15 protein-coding genes and 1 pseudogene are annotated in these 11,513 nt (G+C 45.8%); 2 read left to right on the forward strand and 14 right to left on the reverse strand.

Going from position 1 to position 11,513, the window contains the following annotated elements:
- Window positions 1-19 precede the first annotated feature (19 nt).
- The 4 genes and pseudogenes from DSOL_RS04930 to modA form a co-directional block, all read right to left on the reverse strand.
- Window positions 20-163: pseudogene (locus DSOL_RS04930) on the reverse strand (substrate-binding domain-containing protein); the annotation flags it as partial.
- Between the two features lie 134 nt (window positions 164-297).
- A complete protein-coding gene (locus tag DSOL_RS04935) occupies window positions 298-963 on the reverse strand; it encodes an ATP-binding cassette domain-containing protein (protein WP_075363755.1) in 666 nt (221 codons plus the stop codon).
- Window positions 963-1,649: a molybdate ABC transporter permease subunit gene (gene modB / locus DSOL_RS04940; protein WP_075363756.1), complete on the reverse strand. Its 687-nt coding sequence runs from the start codon at window positions 1,647-1,649 to the stop codon at window positions 963-965. Before modB ends, DSOL_RS04935 begins: the two co-directional genes overlap by 1 nt.
- Window positions 1,650-1,666: 17 nt before the next feature.
- Window positions 1,667-2,473 carry a molybdate ABC transporter substrate-binding protein gene (modA, locus tag DSOL_RS04945; RefSeq protein WP_075363757.1) on the reverse strand — a complete coding sequence of 269 codons (807 nt, stop codon included), beginning with the start codon at window positions 2,471-2,473 and terminating at the stop codon, window positions 1,667-1,669.
- 235 nt (window positions 2,474-2,708) lie between these two features.
- On the opposite strand from modA, the gene DSOL_RS04950 reads away from it, so the two are divergent.
- A complete protein-coding gene (locus tag DSOL_RS04950) occupies window positions 2,709-3,656 on the forward strand; it encodes a helix-turn-helix transcriptional regulator (RefSeq protein ID WP_075363789.1) in 948 nt (315 codons plus the stop codon).
- 228 nt (window positions 3,657-3,884) lie between these two features.
- On the opposite strand, the gene DSOL_RS04955 is transcribed toward DSOL_RS04950, so the two are convergent.
- Window positions 3,885-4,196, reverse strand: coding sequence for a winged helix-turn-helix transcriptional regulator (locus DSOL_RS04955; protein WP_075363758.1), 312 nt, complete (start codon window positions 4,194-4,196; stop codon window positions 3,885-3,887).
- A 185-nt stretch (window positions 4,197-4,381) separates the two neighbouring features.
- On the opposite strand from DSOL_RS04955, the gene DSOL_RS04960 reads away from it, so the two are divergent.
- Window positions 4,382-4,768 (forward strand): DoxX family protein, encoded by a 387-nt coding sequence (locus tag DSOL_RS04960; RefSeq protein WP_075363759.1) that lies wholly within the window; start codon window positions 4,382-4,384, stop codon window positions 4,766-4,768.
- Between the two features lie 107 nt (window positions 4,769-4,875).
- Here DSOL_RS04960 and yhbY read toward each other — a convergent pair whose 3' ends face one another.
- From yhbY to DSOL_RS05005, 9 genes are all read right to left on the reverse strand, one after another.
- On the reverse strand, window positions 4,876-5,193 hold the full coding sequence (gene yhbY, locus DSOL_RS04965; RefSeq protein ID WP_075363790.1) for a ribosome assembly RNA-binding protein YhbY: 318 nt from the start codon (window positions 5,191-5,193) through the stop codon (window positions 4,876-4,878).
- Between the two features lie 58 nt (window positions 5,194-5,251).
- Entirely contained in the window at window positions 5,252-6,451 is a 1,200-nt protein-coding gene (locus DSOL_RS04970) for an ABC transporter permease (protein WP_075363760.1), read from the reverse strand.
- The gene (locus tag DSOL_RS04975) at window positions 6,448-7,647 is read right to left on the reverse strand and encodes an efflux RND transporter periplasmic adaptor subunit (RefSeq protein ID WP_075363761.1); all 1,200 of its coding nucleotides are present in this window, start codon (window positions 7,645-7,647) and stop codon (window positions 6,448-6,450) included. Before DSOL_RS04975 ends, DSOL_RS04970 begins: the two co-directional genes overlap by 4 nt.
- Window positions 7,648-7,682: 35 nt before the next feature.
- Window positions 7,683-8,951, reverse strand: a complete 1,269-nt coding sequence (gene obgE / locus DSOL_RS04980; protein WP_075363762.1) for a GTPase ObgE — start codon at window positions 8,949-8,951, stop codon at window positions 7,683-7,685.
- A 34-nt stretch (window positions 8,952-8,985) separates the two neighbouring features.
- On the reverse strand, window positions 8,986-9,501 hold the full coding sequence (locus tag DSOL_RS04985) for a Spo0B domain-containing protein (protein ID WP_075363763.1): 516 nt from the start codon (window positions 9,499-9,501) through the stop codon (window positions 8,986-8,988).
- Between the two features lie 114 nt (window positions 9,502-9,615).
- On the reverse strand, window positions 9,616-9,921 hold the full coding sequence (gene rpmA / locus DSOL_RS04990) for a 50S ribosomal protein L27 (RefSeq protein ID WP_075363764.1): 306 nt from the start codon (window positions 9,919-9,921) through the stop codon (window positions 9,616-9,618).
- The gene (locus DSOL_RS04995) at window positions 9,915-10,289 is read right to left on the reverse strand and encodes a ribosomal-processing cysteine protease Prp (RefSeq protein WP_235838694.1); all 375 of its coding nucleotides are present in this window, start codon (window positions 10,287-10,289) and stop codon (window positions 9,915-9,917) included. Before DSOL_RS04995 ends, rpmA begins: the two co-directional genes overlap by 7 nt.
- Complete coding sequence (gene rplU / locus DSOL_RS05000; RefSeq protein ID WP_075363765.1) at window positions 10,267-10,578, reverse strand: 50S ribosomal protein L21; 312 nt, start codon at window positions 10,576-10,578, stop codon at window positions 10,267-10,269. The genes DSOL_RS04995 and rplU overlap by 23 nt, the downstream gene beginning before the upstream one ends.
- A gap of 366 nt (window positions 10,579-10,944) precedes the next feature.
- The coding region (locus tag DSOL_RS05005) for an NAD-dependent epimerase/dehydratase family protein (protein WP_139314382.1) at window positions 10,945-11,513 on the reverse strand (569 nt) is incomplete at its 5' end.

An 11,513-nucleotide genomic window follows, 5' to 3' on the forward strand; every position in this document is an offset into this window, starting at 1 on the left:
CTCCATTTTTAACATTCATCTATTTTCCCTTTATGAAACCATTCTTTTCAAAAATTTTCATGGCCTCATCACTTTGTAAATACTCCATAAACTTCGAAGCCGCATCGCTGTTTTTGGAGGCTGCTACTACCGCTGCCGGTAAGACAACAGGTTTATGAGAATTAGCTGGAGGATTTGCTCTTTAGGTCATTCTGGCTCGGAGATTAATTATTCAATTTTCCTAGACTTCCCAAATACAGTTGATCTGCTTATTCGCGCAGTACTTCCTGCTCAACTTTCTTTCGTCTTTAAGTACATTTACTGAGCTTTATTGAGCTTCCTAATTACCTCTTGTTTACCATGATCTAACCTAATAATCTGGTCTCCAAGCATTTCTGCTTCCTGAACATCATGCGTCACTAGAATGAAAGGAATCTTCCATTGGGCTTGGAGCTTAAGCAACTCTTGTTGGAGTGTACTCCGCGTGTCATGATCGAGAGCTGAAAGAGGTTCATCGAGCAGCAAAAGTTCGGGCTCGGTCATTAAGGCACGAGCAAGAGCAACTCTTTGTTTTTCCCCCCCCGAAATCTGATTGGGATAGCGATTTCGCAGATGTTCGATCTTTAGCAGCTCTAATACATTGGAAGCGGTAAGGACTTTGTTGGGGGTACTTCCTTTTTTGGGCTTACCGTACATCACATTTTTCTCAACCGTCATGTGCGGAAAGAGAGCATAGTCCTGAAAAACATACCCTATGCGTCGGTTTCTAATTGGAATGTCTGCACCATGCTCAGAAGAGAAAACGGTCTTGCCATGGATATTGATTTCCCCCCAAGACGGTGTCTGGAGACCCGCTACACACTGCAGGATCGTCGTCTTTCCAGCACCAGAAGGACCAACAAGGGCAAGAATTCCATGACTCAAGGAGATATCCACATCAAGCTCAAAGGTGGGTAATTTTTTTCTAAAATGAGCCTTGAACATCATGCGCCACCTCCTCTCGAATCACGTTTTGATCGTTTTCCCCATCGGTTCAGTCCATAAATTACTAGAAAACTAAATACGGTCATGATAATAACCAAAATGCTTGCTTGCCCTGTGTCGCCCGCTTCATTAGCAAAATAGATGGCAATAGGCATAGTTTGCGTCTTTCCCGGAATATTTCCAGCAATCATCAACGTCGCTCCAAATTCCCCCAGAGACCGGGCGAAGGCCAAGACTAAACCCGCAACAATGCCATTCCAAGCTAAAGGAAGGGTTATGGTGAAGAACACCTTTAATTCTCCAGCCCCCAATGTACGCGCAGCCTTCTCAAGATTTTGATCAACACTCTCCATAGCAACCTTTACGGATTGATACATCAAAGGTAAAGAAACAACCGCGGCCGCTATTACTGCTCCCGCTAAGGTAAAGACGATTCTAATATGAAACCATTGTTCAAGTAGCTTACCTAAAGGACCGTTCTTCCCAAAAAACACGAGCAACATGAAGCCAATAACTGAGGGAGGGAGTACCAGGGGCAAAGTGATAATAGACTCGACAACATCTTTGCCCAAGAACTCACGCTTGGCCATAAGGCCTGCTATTGGTATAGAAGCACAAGTGACAATAATAACGGCTACAAAGGCAACTTTCAGAGATAAAATAATCGGAATAAAGCTAAATTCCATAGGGCTCCCCCGAAAACTTATTTTGCTAATGTCTTAAATCCGTATTTTGCAAAGATTTGCTTGGCGTCTGAACTCTGTAAGTACTTTAGAAAATCCTCTGCAGCTTGTTTGTTTTTAGTAGCCGCAATAACCGCTGCAGGATAAGCAACGGGCTTGTAACTGCTCGCTGGCATTACAGTAACGACTTTAACTTTTGTTGACCCTTGAGCATCAGATTGGTATACAATTCCTGCATCCACATTACCTGTTTCTACATAATTCAGAACCTGAGTCACATCCTTAGCCAACACAAACTTAGGCTTTATTATATCCCAAAGCTTGAGATTCGTTAAGGATTCCTGTGCATATTTCCCGGCAGGTACGGACTCGGGTGTACCAATACTGATCTTACCAACACTCGATTTGGTCAGATCTTCGAGAGAGGTAACCGTGCTGTTATCCTTCCCCGTAACAAGCACTAAATCATTTCCCAGTAAGTTGACTTTACTTTCTTTAACGATCAAGTTCTTTTGTTCCAAGGCATCCATCTGGGCCTTTCCGGCCGAAATAAAAAGGTCTGCCGGGGCACCCTGTTCTATTTGTTGTTGGAGCGTACCTGAAGCTCCAAAAACATAGGTAAGCTTTACGCCGGGTGTTTTCTGGGTATAATCTTTTTGGAGTTCAGTCAGTGAATTTTGCAGACTAGCTGCCGCCGATATCATGATTTCTGTGGGTTTAGCCTGTGTGACGTTTGTTGATGGTTGGGTAGTATTTCCTGCACTACAGCCAACCAAAGATAGAATTAATAGAAAACTAAATACTAATAACCCTGAAACTTTTTTCACTTATACTCCCCCTCATGTATTATGTCATAACGTATAGTTATGTTAGTTAACGTTAGTTGATATTCATCTTCATTAGCAGTTCTAAGATACTTAACAGTATATCCTCTAACTAGAACTAACAAAACTAAACAACATCATTATTATACGATATGTTATAATACATTAGCAATACTATTTTCGTTTTATATGATTTATAATGATTCAAAAATAGTCTGGAAGGACAGGTGCGTTGGCTATGTCCACTGATGTTTCGTATACGCCCGAAGAAGTTGCCAAAATCCTTAGAATTTCAAAGTTCACAGTTTATGAGTTGATCAAGCGGGGTGATCTAACGGCTTACCATATTGGTCGTAAGGTCCGCGTTGAGGGCGCTGATATTGAGAGTTATAAGCAAAAATCTAAAGGGATCAATTCGCTCGCATCCCCATTAGACCCCCCTGCGCTGAGCGAACGATTAAATCATTGTTCTCCGTCTGATGAAGGCTTAGTCATATGTGGTCAAGATATTGTCTTGGACATCTTAACCCGCTATTTGGAAAAACAATTTCCGCAAGTTCACTTCTTACGCCGTTATATTGGAAGCATCGACGGGCTCATGGCCCTCTACCGCGGCCTTGCGAACGTTGTTACTGCCCACTTATGGGATAGCGATACCAACGAATATAACCTTCCCTATGTTCGAAGACTGTTACCAGGCCACCCGACTTGTATCATAAACTTGGTTTATCGCATGGAAGGTTTTTATGTTGCCAAAGGAAACCCCAAGAATATAACCACTTGGAGTGACATAACCAAACCCGATGTTCGTTTTATTAACCGCGAAAGAGGGTCCGGTGCACGAGTGTTGTTAGATGAACAACTGAGAATTTCAGAAATTAGTCACAAAGATATTCTTGGCTATGGAGATGAAGAAATGACCCACCTTGCCATAGCCAGCAAAGTTGCGCGCGGGGAAGCAGACGTTGGTTTAGGAATCGAAAAGGTAGCCATGCAATTTATCAATCTTGATTTTATCCCGCTGCATAAAGAACGCTATGATTTAGTAATACGCCAGGAAGATCTGGAGCGGCCACATTTTCAGGCCTTAATGAGTATCTTGAAATCCCCCTCTTTTCGCAATGAGGTGATGGGAATTGGAGGGTATGACATATCCCGTATGGGAGAGATCATCGCCGAAGTATAGGAAGCAAGGGGACGGTTCTCTTGCTTCCCTTCCCTAAAGAGAATAGGGAGTCTTACCATAATAATTATGACGGCTACTCCACTTCCAGTTATAATACCAAGCAAAGCTTACCCCAATTCGCTTCATGGTTACGGGCTAAGAAAAAGTTTGGAAGCAACAGAACCGTCCCTATGCTTCCAAAAACGGGCTGACTTCTTCTATAAATTAGAAGAAGTCAGCCCGTTCCAATTAGACGATCCATTTTTCAGCCCATTTTTGCACCTCTTCTATGGCTGGCAGAAAATCCTTTCCTTTTTCTGTTAATCCGTATTCAATGCGCACTGGAACTTCAGGATAAACCTCGCGCGTGACAATACCAGCCAACTCCAATTCTCTTAAGCGCTCTGAAAGCACTTTACTGCTTACATTGGATATGACTTCGGTCAAGTCTTTAAACCGTTTGGGCCCAGTTAGCAAAACTCGAATAATAAGTCCGGTCCAGCGTTTTCCGATAAGCTCGAACGCAGATTCGAATTTGGGACACAGATGAAAATCCTCCATCACTAGGCCTCCTTTCTTTCCTATTCTATAGATTAATATTACCACATTTATTTACTTGACGATAGCGACATACATATAGTATTATGGTTACAGAAGGTAAGTAATAAACAAATCGGAACTAATTTGTTAACTTATTACCTATCCAAATTATAAATCACGACAGAAATAGAAGGAGATGTGTTCGAATGTTAAATTTAGGTTTGCTTATTATTCGTTTAGTTTTTGGTTTGTCTTTCGCTAGTCACGGTAGTGAAAAACTCTTCGGCTGGTTTGGTGGTTATGGAATTAAAGGAAACGCCGCTTTCTTCGAGTCCATAGGCTTAAAGCCTGGAGTGCCCCTTGCGATTCTGGCAGGTTGTGGTGAACTTCTCGGAGGTCTTTTCTTTGCAGCCGGTATTTTCATGCCGCTGGCAGCACTCCTCATCATGGGAACCATGATTGTGGCGATCATTACGGTAACTGGAAAAAACGGCTTCAAAATTACTTCCAGTGGATACGAATATAATTTGGCCATTATCGCTGTAGCCTTAGGCTTACTATTAACGGGTCCTGGCTCCTATGTCCTCTTCTAATGGCGTGTTAAAATAAGCTCAACGAAAGAAAGAAACCCGGTAGCCTTAACCTGCTACCGGGTTTCTTCGTTCGGAGGAAGCAGAAGAACCGTCCCTCTGCTTCCTTATCACGGGAAAAGTTTGGAAGCAACAGAACCGTCCCTTTGCTTCCCTGGTTTAGTCTTTGACGGTCTGTACAGCAAGAAATTCCGCCCGATGACTTGGACAAGTTCGGCCTTAGTTTGTTCGGCCAGTTCGGCTGCCACAGTTTTCGGTTCCTCTAAATTGTTTTGCAGTACCCGGCACTTTATAAGTTCCCGGGCTTCCAAGGCCTCATCCGCTTGACTGACCACGGTTTCTACAATTCCACCCTTACCCACTTGCAGAATAGGAACCATTTCATTGCCCATGGATCTCAAATGTCGTTTTTGCTTACCTGTTAACACGTAAATTCTTCCCCCTAAATAGTTACTTGGAAGCAAGAGAACCGTCCCTTTGCTTCCTTTACTCATAGCGCAAGGCTGTAATCGGTTCGAGTTTAGCCGCCTTTAAGGCCGGATAAAAACCAAAGAATAATCCCACTCCCAAGGAAAAGGAAACCGCAAAAAGAATCGCCCATCCAGACAAGAGCGGAGGCCAGCTTAAAAGATACGCCACCAGCAGCGCACTCCCGATCCCCAAGGCGATACCCATTATCCCCCCAATCAGGGATAAAACGACCGCTTCCAAGAGAAATTGGGTTAAAATGTCGCGTTCTTTGGCGCCCACGGCTTTGCGTAAACCAATTTCTCGGGTGCGCTCCGTCACAGAAACTAACATAATGTTCATAATTCCAATCCCCCCTACTAGAAGGGAGATCCCTGCGACCAAACCAATAATGCTCGTTAAAATGCGCGTAATCTTATTGGCCGATTGAACCAATTGCTGCACATTATAGGCCTCATACTGATTCGTGGTCCCGTGGCGTACGTCTAGGATACGCTTGGCACTGGAGATCGCGCTTTCCAAGTCAGCTTCCTGATATGTCGCACCTTCCAGTTGATCTACACGTGTCGAATGAAAAATATCCGACCAAGTTCCCCAAGGGATATAAGCATAGGCATTTTTGGGTCCCACGTCAAATTGCGCAAAGGAAGACTTATCCTGGGCCAAAATTCCAATCACTCGACAGGGCACATTCTGGACAATAACCTGCTGTCCTAAAGGATTTCCCGCCCCGAATAAGCTATCCCTTAACGTCTCATCAATCACAACCACGCGCCGCCCGGCCGTAAATTCCTCTTCCGAAAAAAACCTCCCTTGGGAGATGTCTCGCCGACGTAATTCCGCGAATTCCGGAGTCGTTCCCACGATCATCGCCGAGGAACGCTTTTGATTCACCTCTAAGGCCGTGTACTCAATACTTGCCGGCAGCAGCATCTTGACTTGCGGTAAAGCCTGTTTTAGGCTTTCTCCATCTTGAATCGTTAAGCGAGCTCCTTCAGCCTGTCCAGTTTGTCCGACCGTTTTCGCATACAGCACGAACAAATTAACCCCGCTTTTTTCCATCTCTTGCATGATGGCTGCCTTCCCACCAAGCCCTATGGTCACGACAGCGATCACCGCAGCGATTCCAATAATAATTCCTAACATCGTTAACCCTGTCCGCAGCTTATTGGTTCGCAGGCTAAAGAGTGCTCCCCGCAATCCTTCCAAGAAGCTCATGTCCCAGCACTTCCCAGATCTGGAGTCACAGGCAAACCTTGCGCAAGTTGGTTCGTAGGATTGAGGACAACGAGATCCCCGGCTTTTAAACCAGACGTAATTTCTTGATGCGTCTCATTCCCAATCCCAACCCGCACTTCAGTCTTCTGAAGCCGTCCTCCCAGAATCATGTAAACAAAGTTTTTACTTCCTTCTTGAAAGAGCGCTTCTTGCGGAATGGCCAAAACTCCCTCTTTTGTCGCCACAATAATTTGGATCGATACCGTAAAACCCGGCTTCAGTCCTGAAGGCACTTGATCTAGATGGATCTTCACCCCCACGGTTGGCGAGGCATTTCCTTGGACGCTGGGTCCTGTAACCGCCTCTGGTGAGATTTCGACAATGGTACCTTGAACTGACGCATTGCCCAACACTCGACTGGTAACCTTCACTCTTCGGCCCAGTTGCACCTTGCCTGCATCCACTTCATTCAGTCGCGCCTCGACGTTCATCTGGGAAAGATTGGCCACTAAAACTAGGGGCTGCTGAACCGGAGAGAGGTTTCCTTCCTGGGCATTAACCTCCAGAACTGTGCCAGCGATGCTTGATTTATAAATCATTTGTCCTTGTTGCACCTGAACAACCTTCAAGGCTTCTTGGGCCTGTTTCAAGGCCGACTTGCTCTGAGCCAGAATCCCCTCGGCCTGCCGAATAGTGCCCGAGCTAACCGAGTTCACCTGAGGAGTGCTAGTCTGCCCAGCTGAGGATTGTGGAAACAGTGAACCACTCGCTGCAGCGTCAGCTGAAAGACTGGCAACGCTTGCACTCTGTACACTCTGAGCCTTCTTTAACTCATCATAATTGTTCTGCGCCGCATTGACACTCGTTTGAGCAGCTTCAACATTCGCCTTCGCTTGAGCCACTTGGGCATCCGCCAGAGTTGTATCAAGAGTAACAAGGGTTTGCCCCGCTTGAACGGAATCTCCAACCTTCACCGCCACCTTCGAGACACGACCTGGAGATAAAACGCGAACATCTTGGCGAGCAACAGGAACAACGTTTCCCGTCGCATAAACGTCTTCCTGCATCGAAATCGGGGCTACCGCCACAGCCTTGACCTTTAGAGGTCCCTGAGCCCTTCCCCAAACCCACCACACACCCGTGGCTAACGCAAGAATCACGACAATCCCAATTCCCCACCAAAGACGTTTTCTCACAGTTTTACCCCCAAACGCCCAAAATTCTTTATACCCTACACCCAGTCAAAACTTATCCCAGCGATTTCCACTTTATCTCCTTCTTTAATCCCTTCCGCCCGGAGAGCATCATCAATCCCCATGGCTTTCAGGATATTTTGGAGACGATAGACCCCTGCTTCGCTCTCAAAGAACGTCATTTTCACATGTTTTTCAATTTCTTTACCAGAAACGACAAACACGCCCTCTTCTTTCATGATTTCGAAACGCTTATCCGACTGCGCTTTTGTGACCAAATGCTCTGCTGGCAAGTTAAGTGTTTCCGGTACAGGGGTATCTGGCAAGAGCTGGGCGATACGATAAATCAAGGGTTGTAAACCGACCCCAGTCGCAGCTGAAACCGCAAAAATTTCATGCTCTCCGCCAACCGCTTCTTTCAAACGTTGCAAATAGTCCTCAGCACCCGGAATATCCATTTTGTTTGCCACAATGAGGAATGGTCGCTTAGCAAGCTCGGAACTATAGAGCCGAAGCTCTTCCTGAATCGTCTTGAAATCCTCTAGTGGATCCCGCTCTTCCGACCCCGAGATGTCTAAGACATGCAGAATCAGACGAGTTCGTTCGGTATGCCGTAAGAACTCATGCCCCAAGCCAGCCCCAGAATGAGCACCCTCGATCAAACCCGGAATATCGGCCATGACAAAGCTCTGCCCATCCTCCAGTTCGACCACGCCCAAATTTGGAACCAACGTGGTAAAATGATAATCGGCAATCTTCGGCTTAGCGGCCGAAACCTTGGAAATAAGCGTCGATTTCCCTACATTCGGAAAGCCGACCAAGCCAACGTCCGCCAAAAGCTTCAGTTCTAAACGCAACCAATGTTCCTCACCCGGCTCTCCATTTTCCGCCAAGGTTGGGGCTTTATTTGTATTACTCATAAAACGAGCGTTACCCCTGCCACCCCGCCCACCGGCAGCAACAACGACACGCTGACCATGCTCGATTATATCCGCCATGAGTTCACCCGTATCGTCATTCAGAACGACCGTCCCCACGGGAATGCGCAGAATAAAATCTTCCCCACTTCTGCCACTCATATTTTTGGCTTGCCCGTGGTCTCCCCGATCCCCCTTATAATGCCGTTTATAGCGAAAATCCACGAGAGTTCTCAAACCCTCATCGCCAACAAAAATAATATTTCCTCCGCGTCCGCCATCCCCGCCACTCGGCCCACCTTCAGGAACGTACTTCTCCCGACGAAACGCGACAGCTCCCGCCCCGCCGTCTCCACCTTTAACATAGATCTTTGCCTGATCGTAAAACATACTTGATTCTCCTTAAAAATTTAGATCTCAAAGTCTAGGGGTTCATTTTTAACTGGACTAATTTATCGAAGAGAACCTTCTCCTCTTCCAATAAGATGAACTGGCAAGATAATCCTCCCGGTTCATCATACAAATAAACCTCTGCTTCTAAGTTTTCGGACTTCCTAGCCCTTGACGACACGTCTAGCCATTCTCTAGTGTACCCGTATAAAGCCTCAGTATATTCCTCCCGCCAATGATCTTGCCAAAACTCTTTCTGTTTCATCTCCTCAGGAAAGTCAAGGGTAGCCTTAACCCCTTCCTGTCTGAGACAAATCATAAAACCCAGCAAGACCGCCGCGAGCCCGGGTTGAGAAATCTGGGCAATTTTCTGTTCTTCCTGGGGTCCGGCCAACATCTCCCGCATATACACTAGGGCCTTTTCGGGATGATTGAGTTGTAAATTCCCCATGATCACCTGCCAGTGATTCAGAAAATCATGCCTTTGAAGGCGATACCACTGTAACATCTCTGACAACAAAACGTGTTCCATCTCTGCCATCTTCATCATTTACCTCTCATTAGATCCTCGTTTTGACTCTGCTGCTTGCTGATGATTCGATCCACTGAATATGTACCTATACAAATAACCCCTGGGAAAACCCAGGGGTCAATGAGACATAGCTTATTGAGCAATAGCCACCGGTGTTGTACGCTCAGCATAAATACTGACTTGTTTGTGCAACCGATCTTTATGTTCAAACTTAACATAACCATCGATCAGTGCAAATAAGGTATCATCTTTACCCAAACCACAGTTTTTAGCGGGATGGAACTTCGTTCCTCGTTGACGTACGATGATCGTACCAGCAGTTACGAATTGACCGTCACCACGTTTTACCCCTAGACGTTGAGCGTTGCTATCACGACCATTTCGTGAGCTACCAACCCCTTTTTTATGAGCAAAAAGTTGAAGATTCATTTTTAGCATGGAGTCCACCTCCTTCGATCTATGAATATATAGTCCTGACCATAAGCCGCTTGTATTTGTTCAATGCCCATCGACATGGTTTGCAAAATCCACTGAGCCTTCTCCAGTTCTTGCTCCTGAATTCCCTTAAGCTGACAGGTGAGATGTCCATCCCCCTCCTGCACTTTAGGGACTACCGACAAGAAATGGCCTAACCCATTGCAGGCCGCAATGCTCAGTGCGGAAACACTCGCACAGACAATGTCTTGTCCCTCATCTGCATACCCCGCATGTCCAGACAGCTCGAATTCACGAATCCGCCCTTGGTCGTCCGCCCAAACTACAAAACGAATGCCGTCTCGCCTCTTACGCTTGGAGTGCTTCGACAACAACTTTTGTGTAGGGTTGACGATGTCCTTGCTTGCGTCGATAGTTCTTTTTGGCCTTGAATTTGAAAACAATAATCTTCTCCCCTTTGCCATGCTCTACAACTTTGAGCACAGCTGTAGCTCCAGCCACAACTGGGGTTCCAATATTAAATACACCGTCTTTTTCCGTGAGGAGAACCTTGTCAACTGTCACGGCATCTCCTACATTGGCATCCAACTTTTCAACGTAAAGTACGTCGCCTTCTTGAACTTTAAACTGTTTACCACCGGTTTCAATCACTGCATACATTTTTATTACACCTCCCATGCCCTAGACTCGCCATTGCAGGTCAGTTTTTTAAAGCTAAAAACCCGTTAATACCTGATTCGAGCGGTTGCGGTGAGAAGTCACCACATTTAGTTATTTTAGCATTTGACGGCGTCATTTGTCAAATGAAGTTTAACCAAATCTACTAAATTAACTAAGGACTAAGGATCAAGTTTTGGACTCCAAAACAGTTATAAGAAATTTATTTGCCATGGAAGCAGCTCAAAGGTCCCGCCTTCCGTCTACCAGCCCGCGAAGACCTCATAATTATCGCTATTTCGTTGATTATTGCCCTAATCGCGATTGCTTTTTTTGTTCTGCGTTCTTAGGATTTCAGTTTATAGCACTTTAGGTCTGTTTGTACCCCGCAGGATTCTTCTTATGCCACTTCCAGGCTGAAGAAATAATCGTTTCCAAATCACTGTATCTGGACTTCCAACCGAGGAATTCCCCGATTTTACCCACCTTGGCAACTAGGCTGTCCGGATCCCCCAAACGTCGTTCCGCTTCAACAACAGGGATATTGATCCCTGTTACTTTTTTTGCGCAGTCAATGACTTGGCGAACAGAATACCCATGACCCGTGCCAACATTAAAAACTCCATGCTCAAGGTGATCCAACGCTTTAAGAGCCAGCACGTGCGCCTCTGCTAAATCCAGAACATGGATGTAGTCACGAATACAAGTCCCATCCATGGTATTATAATCCGTGCCGAAGACTTGAATAGCGTCCCGTTGCCCAAGGGCAGCCTTTAAGACTAACGGAATCAAATGCGTTTCTGGCAAGTGATCCTCGCCAATGGAACCATCCAAAGCCGCCCCTGCCGCATTGAAGTAGCGCAATGCAACCCACTTTAAGCCATACGCTTTTTCCAGCCAGTGAAACGACGCTTCAATCATGAGTTTGGATAATCCAT

This window comes from Desulfosporosinus metallidurans (genome assembly GCF_001936615.1).
GTDB lineage: Bacteria > Bacillota > Desulfitobacteriia > Desulfitobacteriales > Desulfitobacteriaceae > Desulfosporosinus > Desulfosporosinus metallidurans.

Excerpts from the sequence above, each read along its gene's own strand:
- DSOL_RS04960 (WP_075363759.1), top strand. The coding sequence starts at position 4,382 with ATGTTAAATTTAGGTTTGCTTATTATTCGTTTAGTTTTTGGTTTGTCT.
- DSOL_RS04955 (WP_075363758.1), bottom strand. The coding sequence starts at position 4,196 with ATGGAGGATTTTCATCTGTGTCCCAAATTCGAATCTGCGTTCGAGCTT.
- rpmA (WP_075363764.1), bottom strand. The coding sequence starts at position 9,921 with ATGCTAAAAATGAATCTTCAACTTTTTGCTCATAAAAAAGGGGTTGGT.
- DSOL_RS04985 (WP_075363763.1), bottom strand. The coding sequence starts at position 9,501 with ATGATGAAGATGGCAGAGATGGAACACGTTTTGTTGTCAGAGATGTTA.
- DSOL_RS04950 (WP_075363789.1), top strand. The coding sequence starts at position 2,709 with ATGTCCACTGATGTTTCGTATACGCCCGAAGAAGTTGCCAAAATCCTT.
- DSOL_RS04935 (WP_075363755.1), bottom strand. The coding sequence starts at position 963 with ATGTTCAAGGCTCATTTTAGAAAAAAATTACCCACCTTTGAGCTTGAT.
- modB (WP_075363756.1), bottom strand. The coding sequence starts at position 1,649 with ATGGAATTTAGCTTTATTCCGATTATTTTATCTCTGAAAGTTGCCTTT.
- obgE (WP_075363762.1), bottom strand. The coding sequence starts at position 8,951 with ATGTTTTACGATCAGGCAAAGATCTATGTTAAAGGTGGAGACGGCGGG.
- rplU (WP_075363765.1), bottom strand. The coding sequence starts at position 10,578 with ATGTATGCAGTGATTGAAACCGGTGGTAAACAGTTTAAAGTTCAAGAA.
- DSOL_RS04970 (WP_075363760.1), bottom strand. The coding sequence starts at position 6,451 with ATGAGCTTCTTGGAAGGATTGCGGGGAGCACTCTTTAGCCTGCGAACC.